Annotated in this window: 20 protein-coding genes; 11 read left to right on the top strand and 9 right to left on the bottom strand. The window is 67.7% G+C overall.

The genetic code is table 11. The annotated features are described in order from the left end of the window. Nucleotides 1–13: 13 nt before the first annotated feature. Entirely contained in the window at nucleotides 14–1,186 is a 1,173-nt protein-coding gene (locus PSA7680_RS15110; protein WP_085869559.1) for an acetoin utilization protein AcuC, read from the bottom strand. A 180-nt stretch (nucleotides 1,187–1,366) separates the two neighbouring features. On the opposite strand from PSA7680_RS15110, the gene PSA7680_RS15115 reads away from it, so the two are divergent. The 5 genes from PSA7680_RS15115 (at nucleotide 1,367) to ptsP (ending at nucleotide 6,781) form a co-directional block, all read left to right on the top strand. Next, nucleotides 1,367–1,849: an NUDIX hydrolase gene (locus PSA7680_RS15115; protein WP_085869560.1), complete on the top strand. Its 483-nt coding sequence runs from the start codon at nucleotides 1,367–1,369 to the stop codon at nucleotides 1,847–1,849. Nucleotides 1,850–1,961: 112 nt separating this feature from the next. After that, nucleotides 1,962–2,453, top strand: coding sequence for a DUF1178 family protein (locus tag PSA7680_RS15120; protein ID WP_085869561.1), 492 nt, complete (start codon nucleotides 1,962–1,964; stop codon nucleotides 2,451–2,453). Between the two features lie 12 nt (nucleotides 2,454–2,465). After that, a complete protein-coding gene (locus PSA7680_RS15125) occupies nucleotides 2,466–3,107 on the top strand; it encodes an SDR family oxidoreductase (RefSeq protein WP_085869562.1) in 642 nt (213 codons plus the stop codon). 161 nt (nucleotides 3,108–3,268) lie between these two features. Beyond that, complete coding sequence (locus tag PSA7680_RS15130) at nucleotides 3,269–4,507, top strand: aspartate kinase (protein WP_085869563.1); 1,239 nt, start codon at nucleotides 3,269–3,271, stop codon at nucleotides 4,505–4,507. A gap of 21 nt (nucleotides 4,508–4,528) precedes the next feature. Next, on the top strand, nucleotides 4,529–6,781 hold the full coding sequence (gene ptsP / locus PSA7680_RS15135; protein WP_085869564.1) for a phosphoenolpyruvate--protein phosphotransferase: 2,253 nt from the start codon (nucleotides 4,529–4,531) through the stop codon (nucleotides 6,779–6,781). 65 nt (nucleotides 6,782–6,846) lie between these two features. Here the strand turns inward: ptsP and PSA7680_RS15140 are convergent, their stop codons facing one another. Further along, nucleotides 6,847–7,347: a GNAT family N-acetyltransferase gene (locus PSA7680_RS15140; protein ID WP_085869565.1), complete on the bottom strand. Its 501-nt coding sequence runs from the start codon at nucleotides 7,345–7,347 to the stop codon at nucleotides 6,847–6,849. Between the two features lie 74 nt (nucleotides 7,348–7,421). On the opposite strand from PSA7680_RS15140, the gene PSA7680_RS15145 reads away from it, so the two are divergent. The 6 genes from PSA7680_RS15145 to PSA7680_RS15170 all read left to right on the top strand — a co-directional run bounded on the left by PSA7680_RS15145 (nucleotide 7,422) and on the right by PSA7680_RS15170 (nucleotide 11,433). Next, nucleotides 7,422–8,030 (top strand): flavin reductase family protein, encoded by a 609-nt coding sequence (locus PSA7680_RS15145; RefSeq protein WP_085869566.1) that lies wholly within the window; start codon nucleotides 7,422–7,424, stop codon nucleotides 8,028–8,030. Nucleotides 8,031–8,052: 22 nt separating this feature from the next. Further along, complete coding sequence (locus tag PSA7680_RS15150) at nucleotides 8,053–8,931, top strand: S-methyl-5'-thioadenosine phosphorylase (RefSeq protein ID WP_085869567.1); 879 nt, start codon at nucleotides 8,053–8,055, stop codon at nucleotides 8,929–8,931. 13 nt (nucleotides 8,932–8,944) lie between these two features. Then, nucleotides 8,945–9,568, top strand: a complete 624-nt coding sequence (locus PSA7680_RS15155) for a LysE family translocator (RefSeq protein ID WP_085869568.1) — start codon at nucleotides 8,945–8,947, stop codon at nucleotides 9,566–9,568. Between the two features lie 95 nt (nucleotides 9,569–9,663). Further along, nucleotides 9,664–10,197, top strand: coding sequence for an adenine phosphoribosyltransferase (locus PSA7680_RS15160; RefSeq protein ID WP_085869569.1), 534 nt, complete (start codon nucleotides 9,664–9,666; stop codon nucleotides 10,195–10,197). An 82-nt stretch (nucleotides 10,198–10,279) separates the two neighbouring features. Then, nucleotides 10,280–11,149, top strand: a complete 870-nt coding sequence (locus tag PSA7680_RS15165) for an SPFH domain-containing protein (protein ID WP_370738565.1) — start codon at nucleotides 10,280–10,282, stop codon at nucleotides 11,147–11,149. Beyond that, nucleotides 11,146–11,433 carry an NfeD family protein gene (locus tag PSA7680_RS15170; RefSeq protein ID WP_085869571.1) on the top strand — a complete coding sequence of 96 codons (288 nt, stop codon included), beginning with the start codon at nucleotides 11,146–11,148 and terminating at the stop codon, nucleotides 11,431–11,433. The genes PSA7680_RS15165 and PSA7680_RS15170 overlap by 4 nt, the downstream gene beginning before the upstream one ends. A gap of 122 nt (nucleotides 11,434–11,555) precedes the next feature. Here the strand turns inward: PSA7680_RS15170 and PSA7680_RS15175 are convergent, their stop codons facing one another. The 7 genes from PSA7680_RS15175 to PSA7680_RS15205 form a co-directional block, all read right to left on the bottom strand. Then, nucleotides 11,556–12,977, bottom strand: coding sequence for an FAD-binding oxidoreductase (locus tag PSA7680_RS15175; RefSeq protein ID WP_085869572.1), 1,422 nt, complete (start codon nucleotides 12,975–12,977; stop codon nucleotides 11,556–11,558). A gap of 54 nt (nucleotides 12,978–13,031) precedes the next feature. Further along, entirely contained in the window at nucleotides 13,032–13,907 is an 876-nt protein-coding gene (locus PSA7680_RS15180; RefSeq protein ID WP_085869573.1) for an MBL fold metallo-hydrolase, read from the bottom strand. 84 nt (nucleotides 13,908–13,991) lie between these two features. Next, complete coding sequence (locus PSA7680_RS15185; protein WP_085869574.1) at nucleotides 13,992–14,576, bottom strand: GNAT family N-acetyltransferase; 585 nt, start codon at nucleotides 14,574–14,576, stop codon at nucleotides 13,992–13,994. Beyond that, nucleotides 14,576–15,838 carry a M16 family metallopeptidase gene (locus tag PSA7680_RS15190; RefSeq protein ID WP_085869575.1) on the bottom strand — a complete coding sequence of 421 codons (1,263 nt, stop codon included), beginning with the start codon at nucleotides 15,836–15,838 and terminating at the stop codon, nucleotides 14,576–14,578. The genes PSA7680_RS15185 and PSA7680_RS15190 overlap by 1 nt, the downstream gene beginning before the upstream one ends. Further along, on the bottom strand, nucleotides 15,835–17,226 hold the full coding sequence (gene thrC / locus PSA7680_RS15195) for a threonine synthase (RefSeq protein ID WP_085869576.1): 1,392 nt from the start codon (nucleotides 17,224–17,226) through the stop codon (nucleotides 15,835–15,837). The genes PSA7680_RS15190 and thrC overlap by 4 nt, the downstream gene beginning before the upstream one ends. A gap of 13 nt (nucleotides 17,227–17,239) precedes the next feature. Beyond that, nucleotides 17,240–17,917, bottom strand: coding sequence for an SURF1 family protein (locus tag PSA7680_RS15200; RefSeq protein WP_085869577.1), 678 nt, complete (start codon nucleotides 17,915–17,917; stop codon nucleotides 17,240–17,242). 103 nt (nucleotides 17,918–18,020) lie between these two features. After that, nucleotides 18,021–18,821 (bottom strand): cytochrome c oxidase subunit 3, encoded by an 801-nt coding sequence (locus tag PSA7680_RS15205; RefSeq protein ID WP_085869578.1) that lies wholly within the window; start codon nucleotides 18,819–18,821, stop codon nucleotides 18,021–18,023. Nucleotides 18,822–18,840 lie beyond the last annotated feature (19 nt).

The following is an 18,840-nucleotide window of genomic DNA, read 5'->3' on the forward strand; positions in this document are numbered from 1 at the left end:
CCGATTGCGCGGCTCACGCGCGGAAGGCCGCCCGAAGCGCCGCGACGTCGGCGCGCAGGCGGGGCGGGATCGGCCCCGGCCGCGGCGCATCGCGCAGGGTGGTGAACCAGTGCTCCGGCGGGTTGCGCGCCAGCCTGTGGCCACTCCAGTGCAGCCCCCGCAGGATGGCTTCGGCCTGCGGCGGCGCGCGCTCCGGCAGGGCCTGCCCGCTCAGCGCCGCCCAGACCCCGGCCCAGCAGCGCCCCACGCTCCAGGGATTGTATCCGCCGCCCCCCAGCACCAGCATGCGCGGCGCCAAAGGGCGCAACGCGCGCACGCAATCGGCATGGGCGTTGTTTGAAAGCGCGAGGCGCGAGAGCGGATCCTCCAGCAGGGCATCGGCCCCGCATTGCAGCACGATCGCATCCGCCGCGAAATCCGCGACCACGGGCAGGATCAGCTCCTCCAGCACGAAGGCGAAGGCGCTGTCGTTGAAGCCCTTTTCCACCGGCAGATCCACGAGGTTGCCCGCCCCACCGACGCCCAGCGCGCCGGTGAAGGGCCAGCGCTTCTCCTCGTGCACCGAGAGGCAGAGCACCTCGGGCGTATCGCGGAAGGCCAGCGCGACGCCGTCGCCGTGGTGGGCGTCGATGTCCACGTAGGCCACGCGCGCCACGCCCAGATCGCGCAGGCGCAGGATGGCGAGCACGGCGTCGTTGAGATAGCAGAACCCGCTGGCGCGGTCCGGCAGCCCGTGGTGGGTGCCGCCCGCAGGATTGTAGGCCGCCCCGCCTCCGGCGATCAGTTCGGCGGCCAGCAGCGAGCCCCCGGCCGCCGTGGCGGGGCGGCGATACATTTCCGCGAACACCGGGTTCGAAGGCGTCCCGAGGCCATGGCGCCGCCGCGTGGCCTCGCTCACCTGCTGGCGCGCCTCGGCCCGGGCCAGCGCGGCAACGTAGCCGGCATCGTGCCACCGGGTGAGCGCGGCGGGTTTGGCCCGCGGGCTCAGGCGGAAGCTGCCCGGCGGCATCATCCCCAGCGCGCGGGCGAGATCCATCACCGTGGACACCCGCGGCACCCGCAGCGGATGATGGGCGCCGTAGCTGGATCTGCGGAAGATCTCGGCACCGATGAAGGCCGGCGCCGCGGCAGCGCGCGGGGCGGGCGCCGGGGGAGTCGGGGGAGTCCGGGGCGCTGGATCAGGCATTCGCGATGGCCTCCTGTGGCCGGTCTCCGGCGTGGGGGTGGTATTTTATGTTGTTTTCCCAGATAATGCAGCCATCAACCTGGGCAAACCCGGGAACACGATACCCGCCTGAAACGCGGCGGATACACGGGCAGACATGCAGGCAGAAGAACAGGCAGACAAACGGGCAGGACATCGAAATTGACCGCTGATAACCCCGGCAGGGGCACATCCGCGCGCCGCGCGGCCACATCCCGCGAGGCCCGCCAACAATATGGCGCGCTCTGCTACAGGCTGCGCGACGGCGAAATCCAGTTCCTCCTGATCACCAGCCGGGGCACAGGGCGGTGGATCATTCCCAAGGGCTGGCCGATGGACGGGCGTTCACCGGAGGAAGCCGCCGCGATCGAGGCCTACGAGGAGGCGGGGGCCGAGGGCCGGACCCGCACCGGCAGCATCGGCCTCTATTCCTACACAAAGACGATGGAGCGCGAGCCCGATTTTCCCTGCGAGGTCGCGGTCTACCCGATGCAGGTGAAGGGACTGAAGAAGGAATACCCCGAGGCGCACCAGCGCCGGCGGCGCTGGTTTTCCCGCAAGAAGGCCGCCGCCTGCGTGAACGAGCCGGAGCTGGCGGCCTTGATCCGCGGTTTCGAACCGACGGCGCGGAAACAGGCCTCCTGAGCGTTTTGGCCGTCCCGCCGCGCCGGCGGAAGGGCGGTGCGCGCGATCTGCCCCATTGATCTTGCGCGTTGAATGCATAATTGTCGCCCGGTTCAATCAGGATGTGCCAGGTATGATCAGATACGCGCTCAAATGTGAGAACGACCACGGCTTCGAAAGCTGGTTCCAATCTGCCGACGCCTTCGACAAGCTGCAGGCGGCAGGCATGGTGGCCTGCCCCGAATGCGGCACGGCTTCCGTCTCCAAGGCCCTGATGGCGCCCCCTGTGCGCCCGTCCCGAAAGGCGGCCGGCGCCGCGCAGCCCGCCGCCGCCCCGACGCCGCATCCGCAGGGCGGGCACGTGCCCGTGGCCGCCGGCCCGCACGCGCCGCGGCTGACCCCGGAACAGCGCGCCGAAGCGCTCAAGGCCCTGCGCCGGCAGATCGAGGCCAATTCCGAATACGTCGGCACCTCCTTCGCGCGTGAAGCGCGCAAGATGCACCTGGGCGAGGCGCCGGAGCGCTCGATCTACGGCGAGGCCAGCCTCAGGGACGCCAAGGAACTGCTGGAAGACGGCATTCCCGTGGCGCCCCTGCCCTTCCTTCCCACCCGCAAGACCAACTGAGGGCCGCTGTCCATGACGATCCTGATCACCGGCGCAAATCGCGGCATCGGCCGCGCCCTGACCGAGGCCTACCGCGCCGCCGGCGAGACGGTGATCGCCACCGCGCGCACCCCCGCGGCCGGAGAAATCGCGCTCGACGTGGCGGACCCGGCCTCCGTCGCCTCCCTGCCCGACAGGATCGGCACCACCGCCATCGACCTGCTGGTCTGCAACGCCGGCGTCTATCTCGACAAGGGCCAGGGCATGGACGGCTACCCGGCGCAGATGTGGGCACATACGTTCGCCGTGAACGTCACCGGCGTGTTCCTCTGCATCCAGGCGCTGCTGCCGGCCCTGCGGGCGGCCAAGGGCAAGATCGCGATCATCTCCTCGCAGATGGCCTCGCAGGAAAAGGCGCCGGGTGGCTCCTACATCTACCGCGCCTCCAAGGCGGCGGCGCTGAACCTCGGCCGAAACCTGGCCCAGGATCTGGCGCCCGAGGGCATCGCCGTCGGCATCTACCACCCCGGCTGGGTGCGCACCGACATGGGCGGCGGCGCGGCCGACATCTCCACGCAGGAAGCGGTGGAGGGGTTGATGGCGCGCTTCGCCGCGCTCTCGCCGCAGACGACCGGCTGCTTCCAGACATGGGACGGCCGCCCCCACCCGTTCTGAGCGGGGCCGGGTAACCGGCGCAGCGCCGCACGGCCCGTTTGAGCAACTTTTGCCAAGATTTCTCGCCCCTGCGGCAAAGGGAATGCCGCGAGCACCTTGCACGCGCGCCCGCGCGCCCGTATGAAGCCAGCGGCTCAGAACCCGCAGGCAAGGAAGCTTCGATGCCCACACTGGTAATGAAATTCGGCGGCACTTCCGTCGCCACCCTAGACCGCATCCGCCGGGCCGCAAAGCGCGTGGGCGTGGAAGTGGCCAAGGGATACGACGTGATCGTGATCGTTTCGGCCATGGCCGGGAAGACGAACGAACTGGTGGGCTGGGTCCAGGAAACATCGCCGCTCTTCGACGCGCGCGAATACGATGCCGTGGTCTCTTCCGGCGAGAACGTGACCGCCGGCCTGATGGCGCTGGTGCTTCAGGAAATGGGCATCCCCGCGCGCAGCTGGCAGGGCTGGCAGGTGCCGCTCAAGACGACGAGCGCCCATTCCGCGGCCCGGATCGAGGAGATCCCGCCCGAGAACATCAACCAGAAATTCGCCGAGGGCATGAAGGTGGCCGTGGTGGCCGGCTTCCAGGGCGTCAGCCCGGAGGGCCGCATCACCACGCTGGGCCGGGGCGGCTCCGACACCACCGCCGTGGCCTTCGCCGCCGCCTTCAACGCGGAGCGCTGCGACATCTACACCGACGTGGACGGCGTCTACACCACCGATCCGCGCATCAGTTCCAAGGCGCGCAAGCTTGACAGGATCGCCTTCGAGGAGATGCTGGAACTGGCTTCGCTCGGCGCCAAGGTGCTCCAGACCCGCTCCGTGGAGCTGGCCATGCGCTACGGCGTGAAGCTGCGCGTGCTTTCGAGCTTCGAAGAACAAACCGACACATCCGGCACCCTTGTCTGTGCCGAGGAGGAAATCGTGGAATCCAATGTTGTCTCCGGCGTCGCCTATTCCCGCGACGAAGCCAAAATGACCCTGATCTCCGTGGCCGACCGCCCCGGCATCGCCGCCGCCATCTTCGGCCCGCTGTCGGAAGCCGGGATCAACGTGGACATGATCGTGCAGAACATCTCGGAAGAGGGCCGCACCGACATGACCTTCTCCTGCCCGACCGATCAGGTCGCGCGGGCGGAAGCGGCGGTGAAGAAGGCCAAGGAAGACGGCATCATCAACTTCCACGCGCTGGATGCCGACACCGAGGTGGCCAAGGTCTCCGTCGTGGGCATCGGCATGCGCTCCCACACCGGGGTTGCCGCGAAGATGTTCGAGGCGCTTTCCGCCGAGGGAATCAACATCAAGGTCATCACCACCTCCGAGATCAAGATTTCGGTGCTGATCGACCGGAAATATATGGAACTCGCTGTGCAGGCGCTGCATGATGCCTTCGAACTGGAGAAGGCAGCCTAGGAAAGGCCCCGAAACGAGGCCATGTCGGAAAGAACCGAAAGCGAAAGCCGCAAACTGCTGGGGCGTCTGAAGGATGCCCTGGCGGAAGGCAGCGCCGGGCAGGAACGGCTCGACAGGATCACCCACCTGATCGCCGACTCCATGCAGACGGAGGTCTGCTCGATCTACCTGTTCCGGGACGCAGAAACGCTCGAACTCTGCGCCACGGAGGGCCTGAACCCGGAAGCCGTGCACAAGACGCGGATGCGTCTGGGCGAGGGCCTCGTGGGGCGCGTGGGCAAGTTCTCCCGCGTGATCAACACCGCCAACGCCCCGGCGGAGCCGGGTTTCCGCTACATGCCGGAGACCGGCGAGGAGATCTATTCTTCCTTCCTCGGCGTGCCGATCCAGCGCGTGGGCGAAAGGCTGGGCGTTCTCGTCGTCCAGAGCAAGCAGGCCCGGCAGTTCTCCGATGACGAGATCTACGCGCTGGAAGTCGTGGCCATGGTTCTGGCCGAGATGACGGAACTGGGCGCTTTCGTCGGCGAGGGCGAGGCGCTCTCGGCGCTTCACACGCATCCCGTCATGATCAAGGGCACCGTCGGGCAGGAAGGCACTGCGGAAGGCCACGTGTTCCTGCACGAGCCGCGCGTCGTCGTCACAAACCCGATCGCGGACGACCCCCACGCCGAGCTGCGCCGCCTGAACGACGGCATCGAGCAACTGCGGGTCTCGGTGGACGAGCTGCTGTCTTCCGCCGGCACCGGCGACAAGGAGCAGCTCCAGGTTCTGGAAACCTACCGGATGTTCGCCAATTCGCGCGGCTGGCGCCGGCGCATGGAGGAAGACATCGCCCGCGGGCTTTCGGCCGAGGCCGCGGTGGAGAAGGAGCAATCCGCCGCCCGTGCCCGGCTGGAACAGAGCCCGGACGCCTACCTGCGCGACCGCCTGCACGATCTGGACGATCTCTCCAACCGGCTGCTGCGCATCCTCACCGGGCAGGGCAAGGACACCGGGGCCGAACTGCCGAAGGATCCGGTGCTCGTGGCGCGCAACATCGGGCCCGCCGAGCTTCTGGACTACGGGCGCAAGCTCAAGGGGATCGTGCTGGAGGAAGGCTCCGTCGGTTCGCACGCGGCCATCGTCGCGCGCGCGCTGGCGATCCCCCTCGTGATCCACGCCGGCCGCATCACCACCGAGGCGCTGAACGGCGATCACATCCTCGTGGACGGCGAGCAGGGCGTGGTGCACCTGCGCCCCGAAGACAGCATCGTCAACGCCTTCCGCGACAAGATGGCCATGCAGGCGCAGGCGCAGGAACGCTATTCCTCGATCCGCGATCTGCCGGCGCAGGCGAAATGCGGAACGGTCGTTCAGCTCCACATGAACGCCGGTCTCATGGCCGATCTGCCTTCGCTCAACAGTTCCGGCGCGGAAGGCGTGGGGCTGTTCCGCACCGAGTTGCAGTTCCTGATCCGCAACCAGATGCCGCGCCGCGCCGAACTGGCCGCCATCTACGCGCGCGTCATGGACGCCGCCGGCGGCAAGCGCGTCGTCTTCCGCACGCTGGACATCGGCTCCGACAAGGTGCTGCCCTACATGAAGCCGCAGGACGAGCCGAACCCGGCTCTGGGCTGGCGCGCGATCCGCGTCGGTCTCGACAAGCCCGGCGTCATGCGGATGCAGCTTCAGGCGCTGATCCGCGCAGCGAGCGGGCGGCCGTTGACGATCATGTTCCCCTTCGTGGCCCAGTTCGACGAATACCGCGAGGCCCGGGCCTTCGTGGAGGGCGAGCTGCACCGCGAAGCGCGCCTCGGCCACCCGCTGCCCGAGAAGATCGAGATCGGCGCGATGCTCGAAACGCCCTCCCTCGCCTTCGCCCCGCGCCAGTTCTTCGAGATGACGGATTTCATCTCGATCGGCGGCAACGATCTGAAGCAGTTCTTCTTTGCCGCGGACCGCGAGAACGAGCGCGTGCGCCGGCGCTACGACACGCTCAACGTCAGCTACCTGAGCTTCATCGAGCAGATCGTGAACCGCTGCAACGAAACGGGCACGCCGGTCTCCTTCTGCGGCGAGGATGCCGGCCGGCCGGTGGAAGCGCTCTGCTTCGCGGCCATGGGCCTGCGGCAGCTTTCGATGCGCCCGGCCTCCATCGGGCCGGTGAAGAACCTCCTGCGGCGGGTCGATCTGCGCGAAGCCAAGGCGGTGATCGACGAAGCCCGCGCCAGCGGCATCCAATCGGTGCGCAAACCGGTCAAGGAATGGCTCCAGACGCAGGACATGATCCTCTGACGCCGCACCGGTGGCGGCCCGGCGGCGGCCTGGTCGCTCGAGCCACGGGGCCGGGGCTTCAGATATCAGAGGTGTTCATCCGGCATCCGGACGACATCGCCCGTGACACCCTCCCAGGCGCCCGGCACCAGCTCCATCCCCAGAACCCGCTCAGGGTTCGTCGGCGGCGGCATCCGCACCGCGTCGAGGCGCTCGAAGCCGAAGCGGCTGTAGTAGGGGTAGTCGCCCACCAGAAGAATGCGCTCCCAGCCGTGCTTGGCGGCATTGGCCAGGCTCTCGTACATCAGCTGCCCGCCCAGCCCTTCGCCCTGCCGCGTCGGGTGCACGGCGATCGGCCCCAGCAGCAGCGCCCTCTTGCCCGCGATCATCACCGGCCAGTAGCGGATCGCCCCGGCAAGGATGCCCGAGTCGTCGCGGGCGACCGTGCAGAGATCGGCCACCGGCGGCACGCCCGCGCGCAGGCGGTAGGATGACAGCGCCTCGCGGCCCGGTGCGAAACAGGTATCGTAGAGGGCTTCCACCTCCCACCAGTCGTCTTTCGTTTCCCGGGCCAGCCTGTATGACACGTTTTTTATCCTTCAGGGGTGGAAACGCCCCTAGCACGGCGCTACCCCTTGGGCAAACCATTAGGATCGCCCGGATGTTCTACCGCCCCCAAGACGGCCACGGCCTGCCGCACAATCCCTTCAACGCCATCGTCACGCCCCGCCCGATCGGCTGGATTTCCAGCCGCGGATCGGATGGCCGCGACAACCTCGCCCCCTATTCCTTCTTCAACGCCATCGCCTACACCCCGCCGCAGGTGATGTTCTCCTCGACGTCCGACAAGCCCGACCGCCCGCGCGGCAAGGACAGCCTCGGCAACATCGAGGAAACCGGGGTCTTCTGCGTGAACATCGTGGAATTCTCCGCCTTCCAGGCCATGAGCGACACCTCCGGCGCCTACGAGCGCGAGGTGGACGAATTCGCCCGCGTCGGCATCGAAAAGGCGCAATGCCGGGAGATCGACTGCCCGATGGTCGCCGGCGCGCCCGCCGCGCTGGAATGCCGCCTCGTGGAGGTGGTGAAGCTGCGCGGCCCCTCCAACTACATGGCCATCGGCGAGGTGGTGGGCGTGCACATGCGCGACGACTGCCTGAAGGACGGGATGTTCGACATCACCACCTTCCAGCCGCTCGCCCGCCTCGGCTACCGCGACTACACCCGCGTGGCCGAGGTCTTCACCCTGAAACGCCCCGACGACGCCTGAGCCGCGCGAAAAGGAGTTCCCCATGAAAGAGACGATGATCGGCGTGATCGGCGGCTCCGGCCTCTACGAGATCGACGGGCTGGAAAAAGCCACCTGGCAGGCGGTCGAAAGCCCCTGGGGCACGCCCTCGGACGAGATCCTCACCGGCACGCTCGACGGCGTGAAAATGGCCTTCCTGCCCCGCCACGGGCGCGGGCATGTTCACTCGCCCAGCACCGTGCCCTACCGCGCCAACATCGACGCGCTCAAGCGGCTCGGCGTGACGGACGTGATCAGCGTCTCCGCCTGCGGCTCCTTCCGCGAGCATATGGCGCCGGGCGATTTCGTGATCGTGGATCAGTTCATCGACCGCACCTTCGCGCGTGAAAAGAGCTTCTTCGGCACCGGCTGCGTGGCCCATGTCAGCGTGGCGCACCCGACCTGCCCGCGCCTCGGCGATGCCTGCGAGGATGCGGCCAAGGCCGCCGGCATCACCGTGCATCGCGGCGGCACCTACCTGGCGATGGAAGGCCCGCAGTTCTCCACGCTGGCCGAGAGCAAGATGTACCGCGAAAGCTGGGGCTGTGACGTGATCGGCATGACGAACATGCCCGAGGCCAAGCTCGCCCGCGAGGCCGAGCTCTGCTACGCCTCCGTGGCCATGATCACCGACTACGACAGCTGGCACCCGGACCACGGCGAGGTGGACGTGACCGAGATCATCAAGACCCTCATGGGCAACGCAGAGAAGGCCCGTGGCCTCGTGGCCGGCCTGCCCGCGCGTCTTGGCGCCGAGCGCGCCGATTGCCCCCACGGCTGCGACAAGGCGCTGGAATACGCCATCCTGACCACGCCGGACAAACGCGACCCGGCGCTTCTGGCCAAGCTCGATGCCGTCGCAGGCCGCGTGCTCGCGGGCTGAGGGAGGAAGGCCCATGTCCTTCGAACTCTGGCTCGCCTTCGTGGCCGCCTCCACGGCGGTGCTGATCATTCCCGGCCCCACCATCCTGCTGGTGCTGAGCTATGCGCTCTCCAAGGGGCGCTCGGTGGCGGTGGCCTCGGCCGCCGGCGTGGCCACGGGGGATTTCGTGGCGATGTCGCTTTCGCTCGCCGGGCTGGGCGCGCTCGTGGCCACCTCGGCGGCCCTGTTCACACTGCTGAAATGGGTTGGGGCGGCCTACCTCGTGTGGCTGGGGATCAAGCTGATCCGCTCCGCCCCCAGCGCGGGGCTTTCGGTGCCCGAAACCGACATCACCGCGCGCGGCGTCTTCACCCACAACGCCGTCGTGACCGCGCTGAACCCGAAATCGATTGCCTTCTTCATCGCCTTCGTGCCCCAGTTCGTGAACACCGGCGCCCCCCTGCTGCCGCAGTTCGCCGTGCTGGTCGCCACCTTCGTGACCCTCGCCACGCTCAACGCGCTGGCCTACGCGCTGGCCGCCGACCGCCTGCGCCGCGTGATCTCCCGTCCCGCGATCCTCACCTGGATCACGCGCGGCGGCGGGGCCGTGCTCATCGGCATGGGCGTGCTGACGGCGAGCCTGCGCCGGGCGGCATGACGGAGCGCACCACAGCCGCATTGCACCGCGCCCCCCGCCGCGCTTAGTCTGCGCGAACATTCGGGAATCGCTGCGAGAGGGCTCAGGCAAGCGCCATGAAAAAAGACGTGAAAGACTACATCCGCACCATCGTGGATTTCCCCCACGAAGGCATTCTGTTCCGCGACGTGACGACCCTCTTCGCCGATCCGCGCGGCTTCCGCATGGCGATCGACCAGATGCTGCACCCCTACGCCGGCGAGCGCATCGACAAGGTCGTCGGGCTGGAGGCGCGCGGTTTCATCCTCGGCGGCGCCATCGCGCACCAGCTGTCCGTCGGCTTCGTCCCGATCCGCAAGAAGGGCAAGCTGCCCGGCACCACGATCAGCGAGGAATACACGCTGGAATACGGCGAGGCGATCGTCGAAATCCACGACGATGCGCTGCAACCGGGCGAAAAGGTGCTGATCGTGGACGATCTGCTGGCCACCGGCGGCACCGCGGAAGCCGGGATCAAGCTGGTGGAGCGGCTCGGCGCCGAGATCGTCGGCTGCGCCTTCATCATCGACCTGCCCGATCTCGGGGGCCGCAAGCGGCTCGAGGCGATGGGCATGGATGTCTTTGCGCTCTGCGAATTCGAAGGCCTTTGAACTCGCTGCACGAACCGTGCATACCAAGATGGAATGAAGCGACTGGCGGAGAAGCGATTTGACACCTGATGACGTGCTGGGCGTGCTGCCCGAAGGCGGGCTGACCCTGCTGCTGCTGGCGATCTTCCTGATCATCTGCATCGCCAAGGGCGTGAAGATCGTGCCCCAGTCCGAGAAATACGTGGTCGAACGCTTCGGCCGTCTGCGCAGCGTGCTGGGCCCGGGGATCAACTTCATCGTCCCGTTTCTGGACGTCGTGCGCCACAAGATCTCGATCCTCGAGCGCCAGCTGCCCAACGCCACGCAGGACGCCATCACCGCCGACAACGTGCTGGTGCAGGTGGAAACCTCGGTGTTCTACCGCATCCTCGAACCGGAAAAGACGGTCTACCGGATCCGCGACGTGGACGCCGCCATCGCCACCACCGTGGCCGGCATCGTGCGCTCGGGCATCGGCGAAATGGAACTCGACGAAGTGCAGTCCAACCGCCAGCAGCTGATCGCCTCGATCAAGCAGCAGGTGGAGGATGCGGTGGACAACTGGGGCATCGAGGTGACCCGGGCCGAAATCCTGGACGTGAACCTCGATCAGGCCACCCGCGACGCCATGCTCCAGCAGCTCAACGCCGAACGCGCCCGCCGCGCCCAGGTGACCGAGGCCGAGGGCCACAAGCGCGCGGTGGAGCTTCAGGCAGACGCCGAACTCTACGCCGCCGAACAGAGCGCCAAGGCCCGCCGGATCGAAGCCGACGCCGAAGCCTACGCCACCGGCGTCGTGGCAGCGGCCATCCGCGAGAACGGCCTTGAAGCGGCGCAATACCAGGTGGCCCTGAAACAGGTCGAAGCGCTCGTCGCCCTGGGCCAGGGGGAAGGCAAGCAGACGGTCGTCGTGCCCGCAAACGCGATCGACGCCTTCGCCGACGCCTTCACCATGCTGAAGGGCAAGGGCTGATGTGGGAAACATGGTGGCTCTGGATGGCCGCCGGCCTCGTGCTGGCCATCCTCGAAGTGCTGGCGCCGGGCTTCATCCTGCTCGGCTTCGCCATCGGCGCCGCCCTCGTCGGCCTCGTCTTCCTGCTGCCCGGCGCGGCGAGCGCCGCCATGGCGGCCTCCCTGCCCCTCACGCTCGTCGTATTCGCCCTCCTGTCCGGCCTCGCCTGGTGGCTCCTGCGCCGGATCTTCGGCGCAGGCCACGGGCAGGTGAAGATCTGGGAGCGTGACATCAACGAGGACTGACCCCTTCCTCTCGCGCCAAATACCTCGGGGGTGCGGGGGCAGAGCCCCCGCCCGGTCCGGCGCCTGGGCGCCGGAGACTTTCTGCCTCCGGCGGGGATATTTCCGGAACAAAGTGGGCCGTTTCAGCCGCGCAGCACGGCGCCCGGGTTCATGATGCCGGCGGGATCCAGCGCCGCCTTGATCGCCCGCATGGCCGCCAGTTTGGCCGGGTCCCCGTAGCGTTCCAGATCATCGACCTTCAGCCGGCCGATGCCATGTTCGGCGGACACGGAGCCGCCATAGGCCGCGGCGAGGTCGTGCACGCCCCGTTTCACCTTGCCCCGCAGATGCTCGAAATCGGCGCGGCTCTGCCCTCGGGGCGGGAAGACGTTGAAGTGCAGGTTGCCGTCGCCGAGGTGGCCGAAGCAGTTGATCCGCACCGGGCCGAGTGCCTGCATGGCCTCCGTGGCCTCGGAGATGAAATCCGCGATGCTGTCCAGCGGCACCGAGATGTCGTGGGAGGAGATCGAACCGATCCTGCGGTTGGCCAGCGGGATGCTTTCGCGCACCGCCCAGAAGGCCGCGCGCTGGCTTTCGTTCTGCGCGATCAGCCCGTCACTCACCAGGCCTGCCTCCAGCCCCCGTTCGAAGATCGCCTCCAGCAGTTCGGCCGGTGGCGTGCCCTGCCCGAGGCCCAGGTCGACGAGCACCATCCACTCCGGGCGCTCGGGGCGCTCGGCGAAGGGCTGGCGCACTTCGGGCATGGTTTCGGTCAGGAAATTCAGCCCTTCCCGGTGGATCAGTTCGAAGGCGCTGACGCCGCCGCCCGTCAGCGACAGCGCCAGCGCCAGCAGTTCGAGAGCGGCGCCAGGATCGCGCACGGTGAACAGGGCCGTGCCTTCCTGGATCGGGCGCGGAAACAGCCGCAGCGTGGCTGCGGTGATCACCCCGAGGCTGCCCTCGGCGCCGATCAGGAGGTTCCGCAGATCATAGCCCGTGTTGTCCTTGCGGAGCCGTTTCAGCCCGTTCCAGATGCGGCCGTCGGGCAGCACCGCCTCGAGCCCGAGGCAGAGATCCCGGGCATTGCCGTAGCGCAGCACGTTCACCCCGCCGGCGTTGGTGGCCAGGTTGCCCCCGATCCGGCAGGAGCCCTCTGAGGCCAGCGAGAGGGGGAACAGGCGGTCCGCCTCGGCGGCGGCGGTCTGCACGTCGTGCAGGATGGCCCCGGCCTCAGCGATCATCAGGTTTTCCTCGGGGTGGACCGCCCGGATGCGGTTCATCCGTTCCAGCGACAGGATCACCGGCGCCGGCCCCTCGGGCAGGATCTGCCCCCCCACGAGGCCGGTGCCCCCGCCGAAGGGCACCACCCCCACGCGGGCCTCTGCACAGGCGGCGACGATGCGGGAGACCTGCTCCACCGTCTCCGGGGCCAGCAGCAGCCCGCCCTGGCCGGTGTAGCGCCCGCGCGGCTCTTCGAGGTAGGCGGCGGTCAGGGGGCGGAACAGCTGTTCCGGCAGGCTCCGAGCGAGCTGGGCGCGGAAGGCGTCATCGGCGGGGTTGAGCATGGGCGTGTCCTTCAGGTCTGGGCGCAACATGCATGCAAACCCGCGGCCCGCAAGTCAGAATTCGCTTTCCCGCAGGAAGGCCGGCTCCAGCACGACGATCGTAGGCTCACGCGGCAGTCCGCGCAGGCTGGCGGTATAGGTGGCCTTGCCGCGCTGCTCGATCACGTAGTGTTCGCTCATGCCGGCGAGGAATCCGTCGAGCGTCGCGCGGCCGAACCAGTGCATCGGGATCACCACCGAGGCGCGCAGGCGGGTGAGCATCTTCATCATCGTCGCCGTGTCGAGCGACATCCCCCCGTCCACCGCCGCCATCACGACGTCGAGCCGCCCGAGGGCCGCGTATTGCGCCGCGTCGGGTTCGTGGTGCAGGTGGCCGAGATGGCCGACGCAGAGGCCGGCCACCTCGAAGACGAAGATCGAATTGCCGCCAGTCTCCACGAAATCGCTCTCGTAGCGGCTTCGGATGTCAGTGGGCACGTTGCGTATCAGCATCTCGCCCAGATCGAGGTGGTGATCGGCCGGCGTGCGCCCGTCGCCCCAGCCTTTCAGCACATGGGGGATGCGCGGATCCGGGCGCGCCGTCCAATGACTGGAGTGGGCGTGGTTCATCGTCACCACGTCGGGCACGAAATTCACGAGGCCGAGGTAGCCGGTGTAATCGGTGGCAACCGAGATCCCGCCGGCGGTCTGCAGCAGGAAGGTGGCGTGATCCACGTAGGTGATGCGCAGCGTTTCCGCCTCCACGGGCGCCGTGAAGGAGGCCTTTTGCAAGGAGGAGACTCCGGGCGCGGCATCGGCCAGCGCGATGCAATGGCTGGGGCGCCGCTCCTGCGCGGCCAGTGACGATGCGGCCAGCGGCAGCGCGCTCAGTGCCAGCAGCGCCGCCAGGGCCGGCCGGACGGCGGCGTGGTGGATCAGATCTTGAAACATCGGCTCCCTTCCTGCGCCTAAAGGATAGGGGAAACCTCGCGGAAGTCACGCCGCGGAGTGCGCAGGCGGCATGAGGGTCGCGCCCTATCCGGCCTGCGTCTTGCCCCGCCTGTCGCCCCGCAGGTTTGCGTAGAGCACGTGGTTGCGCCAGCGGCCGTTGATCTGGAGATAGCTCTGGGCGACGCCTTCGTATTTGAAGCCGCACTTCTCGAGCACCCCGCGCGAGGCGGCGTTCTCCGGCAGGCAGGCGGCCTCGATGCGGGAGAGATCCATCTCGTGGAAAGCGTGGTGGACGACCGCGCGGATGGCCTCGCCCATGTAGCCCTGCCGGGCGTAGCGCGCCCCGACCCAGTAGCCCAGCGTCGCCGATTGCGCCGGCCCGCGGCGGATGTTGTCGAGCGTGATCGCCCCCAAAAGGCTGTCGGTCTGGCGATCGAACAGGAACAGCGGCACCGCCATGTCCTGCGCGAGGCTGCGCTGCGCCCAGTAGACGCGGTTGGTGAAGCTCTTGCGGGTCAGATGCGCCTCGGACCAGCTCGGCTCCCACGGTTGAAGGAAATCCGCGCTCTCCTGCCGCAGATGGGCCCAGGCGCGGAAATCCCCGTGGGACGGCAGACGCAGCACGAGGCGCTCCGACACGAGCCGCAGCTTGCGCCGACGCCCAAGCATCAGGCCGCGAGCCTTTCGCTCACCTGCGCGAGCCCCGGCGCGGCCTCAACGGGCCCGTAGAGCGCCATGGCGACTCGGCGCGCCTCGACCATCTGCGCGGCGAAGGCGCGGGTGTCCTGAAGGGTGACGGCATCGAAGCGCGCGACGGTCTCCTCAATGCTGGGCACGCGATCGCGGATGGCGATCATGCGCGCCAGCCGCTCGGCCCGCGCCGAGGCGCTTTCGAGCCCCATCAGCAGCCCGGCCTTGATCTGCGCACGGGCGCGGTCCACTTCGGCCTGCGTCATCTCTTCGGCGCTGCGCTTGAGCACGTCCACGGTCAGCGCGGTCAATTCACCGATCTGCTCGGCGCTGGTCCCGGCGTAGATCGTGGTCAGGCCGGTATCGGCATAGGCGCCCGTCTGGGCGAAGATCGTATAGCAGAGGCCGCGCTTCTCACGCACGTCCTGGAACAGGCGGGAGGACATGCCCCCGCCCAGGGCCGTGCTGAAGACCTGGGCGCATTCGATGGTTTCGTCGCGGTAGCTCGGCCCTTCGAAGGCCATGGTGAAATGGACCTGCTCCAGATCCTTCACCTGACGCCGTTCGCCGCCCCGGAAGGACGCGGCTTCCACGGGAAGATCCCCGCGGCGCGGCAGGTGGCCGAAGAGCTTCTCGGCCTCGCGCACGATGGCGTCGTGATCCACGCCGCCCGCAGCCGCGAGGATGATGTGCTCCGGCCCGTATTGCTCGGCCACGAAACCGGCCAGATCACTGCGCGAGAACGCCCGTACGCGCTCGCTGGGCCCCAGGATCGTGCGCCCGATGGGCTGATCCGGGTAGGCCTCTTCCTGGAGCCAGTCGAAGATCACGTCGTCCGGCGTGTCCAGCGCCTGGCCGATTTCCTGCAGGATCACCCCGCGCTCGACCTCGATCTCCTTCGGGTCGAACACCGGGTTCAGCACGATGTCGGCCAGCACGTCCATCGCCAGCGGCACGTCCTGCGACAGCACGCGGGCGTAGTAGGCCGTCATCTCCCGGCTGGTATAGGCGTTGATGTAGCCGCCCACGTCCTCGATGGCCTCGGCGATCTGCAGCGCGCTGCGCCGCTCGGTGCCCTTGAAGGCCATATGTTCGAGGAAATGGGCAATGCCGTTCTGCTCGAGCCGCTCGTTGCGGGCGCCGGCGGTGATCCAGATCCCGATGGAGGCCGACCGCAGCCCCGGCATGTGTTCCGTGGCGACGCGGACGCCGTTGCTCAGACGTGCGATTTCTACAGTCACTTGGAGATGCGCTCCCGGATCAGGGCTTCCAGTGCGGCCAGATCGTTGGGCACTTCGGTCAGCCGCTCTTCACGCTCGAAAAGATCGGCCATGCGCGCGGGCAATGCGGGGCGCTGCCCGCAGGCGCGTTCCACCGCATCGGGGAACTTTGCCGGATGCGCGGTGGCCAGCGCCACCATCGGCGTCGACTCGGTGCCGCGCCGCGCCGCGACCTCGGCGGCGATGGCGGAATGCGGGCAGAGCACCTCGCCCGTGGTGGCGTGGAACTTCGCGATGGCGGCAAGGGTTTCCTCTTCGGACACCCGCCCGGAGGAGAAGGTTTCGCGCAGGCTCTCAAGCGCCCCCTGCGACACCGGGAAAGCGCCCTTCTCCTTCAGCTCCGCCATCAGCTGCGCCACGGCGTTGCCGTCTCCGCCGTAGGCGAAATAGAGCGCGCGCTCGAAGTTGGAGGAGACCTGGATGTCCATCGACGGGCTGATCGAAGGCGCCACCGCCTGCGTGGTGTAGGCGCCGGTTTCCAGCGTGCGGTGCAGGATGTCGTTCTGGTTGGTGGCGATCACCAGATCCCTGATCGGCAGCCCCATGCGCTTGGCGATGTAGCCGGCGAAGATGTCACCGAAGTTGCCGGTGGGCACGGTGAAGCTCACCTCGCGGTGCGGCGCGCCCAGCGAAACGGCGGAGGAGAAATAGTAGACGACCTGCGCCAGCACGCGCGCCCAGTTGATCGAGTTCACCCCCGCCAGCCGCACCTCGTCGCGGAAGGTGAAATCGTTGAACATGTCCTTCAGCTTGCCCTGGCAATCGTCGAAATCGCCCTCCAGCGCCAGCGCGTGGACGTTGGCCTCGGTGGGGGTCGTCATCTGGCGGCGCTGCACCTCGGAGACCCGGCCGTTGGGGAATAGGATGAAGACGTCCACGGCATCGAGCCCGCGGAAGGCCTCGATTGCGGCGGAGCCGGTGTCGCCCGAGGTCGCCCCCACGATCGTCACCCGCTCGCCGCGGCGGCTGAGCGCCACCTGGAAGAGCTGGCCGATCAGCTGCATGGCGAAATCCTTGAAGGCCAGCGTCGGGCCGTGGAACAGCTCCAGCAGGAAATCGTTGGGGCCAAGCTGCACCAGCGGCGCGCGGGCGGCATGGCCGAAGCCCGCGTAGGCCTTCTGGATGATCTCGGCGAAGTCTTCGTCGGTGAAGGCATCGCCGACGAAGGGCCGCATGACGCGGAAGGCGATCTCCTCGTAGGAGAGCCCCGCAAGCGCCGCGATCTCGGCCTTGGGCATCACCGGGATCTCGGCCGGGATGTAGAGCCCGCCGTCGCGCGCCAGCCCGGTGAGCATGGCGTCCTCGAAGGTGAGTTCAGGGGCTTTGCCGCGGGTGGAGATGTATTTCATATCGCCTGTGCCTTCAGAGGGTTTTGCGGTTGATACGCCAGAGCAGGAACGCTGTCATCCCCAACCAGACGATCGCGAGACCGAACCAGGTGAGAACGTATTCCAAGTGATCGTTCGGAATGCCGGAGGAGTCGAGTGGGAAAGGCGTCGTGACCTGTTCGCTTTCCGACGTTTCCCGCAGCACGATGAGAACGGGCTCGGTATCGAGATGCGCCGCCATCGCCGGGATGTCCCGGCCGAACCAGATCCCGGCCTTCAGATCGGGCGCGGGGGTGGAGCTGTTCATCTCGTCGGGCCAGTGCAGGTTGCCGGTGATCGTCGCGCGCACCGGCGGGCGTGGCGTCTCCTTGGCCGTCAGCCCGACCCAGCCGCGATCCAGCAGCAGGCGGCGGCCGTCATCGGTGACGAAGGCGCTGATGATGCGGTATCCGGGGCCGATCTTCTTGACGCTGCCCAGAACGTGGATCTCTTCATCGGTGATGAGCCCCGAGGCCGTCACCGGGCGGAACTGGTCGGCCTCGGGCGTGGGCGCCGCCGGAACCGGCACCGGATCGGCGGCGATCGTTGCATCGATCTCGGCGAGGATGGCCTCTTTCCAGGCCAGCCGCTGCAATTGCCACACACCCAGCGAAATCAGGATGGCTGCGCCGCCGAGGCCGAAGATCAGCGGCAGGATGATCCGTTTGAACACGAGGGCACCGCTCCTGGGTCAAATGCGAAAGCGCGAAGCCTTGAGCCCCGCGCTTTTCCTGTTCGGTGATCGGGCGCGGATCAGATCGCCGCGCCCGGCGGGGTCAGGAGCCCCAGATGTAGACGGCGGCGAAGAGGAAGAGCCACACCACGTCCACGAAGTGCCAGTACCATGCGGCCGCCTCGAAACCGACGTGCTTCTCCGGGGTGAAGTGGCCGGCGTAGACGCGCAGCAGGCAGACGAAGAGGAAGATCGTGCCGATGATCACGTGGGCGCCGTGGAAGCCCGTCGCCATGAAGAAGTTGGCGCCGTAGATGTTGCCCGAGAAGCCGAAGGCCGCGTGGCTGTATTCGTAGGCCTGGAACGCGGTGAAGATCAGGCCCAGCAGGATGGCGATGATCAGGCCGTTGCGCAGATCCTTGCGGTTGTTCTCATGCACCAGAGCGTGGTGGGCCCAGGTGGCGGCGCAGCCGGAGCACAGCAGGATCAGCGTGTTGATCAGCGGCAGGTGCCAAGGGTCGAAGGTCTCGATGCCGGCGGGCGGCCAGACGCCGTCCACGGCCGGGCTTTCCGGCCCCATCGGATACATGGCGTGCTTGAAGAAGGACCAGAACCAGGCCGCGAAGAACATCACCTCGGACATGATGAACATCAGGAAGCCGTAGCGCAGGCCGATGCGCACCACCGGGGTGTGATCACCCGCGAGGCTCTCGGCGATCACGTCCTTCCACCAGCCGAACATGACGTAGAGCACTGCGACGAGGCCGATGAGGAACATCCACGGACCATGGTCGTGGAACCACAGAACGGCCCCGAAGAGCATGACGAATGCGCCCACGGACCCGAGCAGGGGCCAGATGGAAGGCGGCAGGATGTGATAGTCGTGGTTTTTAGCGTGCGCCATGTTAGTTTCCGTCCCTCAT

This window comes from Pseudoruegeria aquimaris, assembly GCF_900172235.1.
Taxonomy (GTDB): domain Bacteria; phylum Pseudomonadota; class Alphaproteobacteria; order Rhodobacterales; family Rhodobacteraceae; genus Pseudoruegeria; species Pseudoruegeria aquimaris.

Coding starts and splice junctions, on each gene's coding strand:
- PSA7680_RS15125 (WP_085869562.1), top strand. CDS start 2,466: ATGACGATCCTGATCACCGGCGCAAATCGCGGCATCGGCCGCGCCCTG.
- PSA7680_RS15185 (WP_085869574.1), bottom strand. CDS start 14,576: ATGCTTGGGCGTCGGCGCAAGCTGCGGCTCGTGTCGGAGCGCCTCGTG.
- ptsP (WP_085869564.1), top strand. CDS start 4,529: ATGTCGGAAAGAACCGAAAGCGAAAGCCGCAAACTGCTGGGGCGTCTG.
- PSA7680_RS15180 (WP_085869573.1), bottom strand. CDS start 13,907: ATGTTTCAAGATCTGATCCACCACGCCGCCGTCCGGCCGGCCCTGGCG.
- PSA7680_RS15175 (WP_085869572.1), bottom strand. CDS start 12,977: ATGCTCAACCCCGCCGATGACGCCTTCCGCGCCCAGCTCGCTCGGAGC.
- thrC (WP_085869576.1), bottom strand. CDS start 17,226: ATGAAATACATCTCCACCCGCGGCAAAGCCCCTGAACTCACCTTCGAG.
- PSA7680_RS15205 (WP_085869578.1), bottom strand. CDS start 18,821: ATGGCGCACGCTAAAAACCACGACTATCACATCCTGCCGCCTTCCATC.
- PSA7680_RS15150 (WP_085869567.1), top strand. CDS start 8,053: ATGAAAGAGACGATGATCGGCGTGATCGGCGGCTCCGGCCTCTACGAG.
- PSA7680_RS15160 (WP_085869569.1), top strand. CDS start 9,664: ATGAAAAAAGACGTGAAAGACTACATCCGCACCATCGTGGATTTCCCC.
- PSA7680_RS15110 (WP_085869559.1), bottom strand. CDS start 1,186: ATGCCTGATCCAGCGCCCCGGACTCCCCCGACTCCCCCGGCGCCCGCC.
- PSA7680_RS15155 (WP_085869568.1), top strand. CDS start 8,945: ATGTCCTTCGAACTCTGGCTCGCCTTCGTGGCCGCCTCCACGGCGGTG.
- PSA7680_RS15145 (WP_085869566.1), top strand. CDS start 7,422: ATGTTCTACCGCCCCCAAGACGGCCACGGCCTGCCGCACAATCCCTTC.
- PSA7680_RS15130 (WP_085869563.1), top strand. CDS start 3,269: ATGCCCACACTGGTAATGAAATTCGGCGGCACTTCCGTCGCCACCCTA.
- PSA7680_RS15120 (WP_085869561.1), top strand. CDS start 1,962: ATGATCAGATACGCGCTCAAATGTGAGAACGACCACGGCTTCGAAAGC.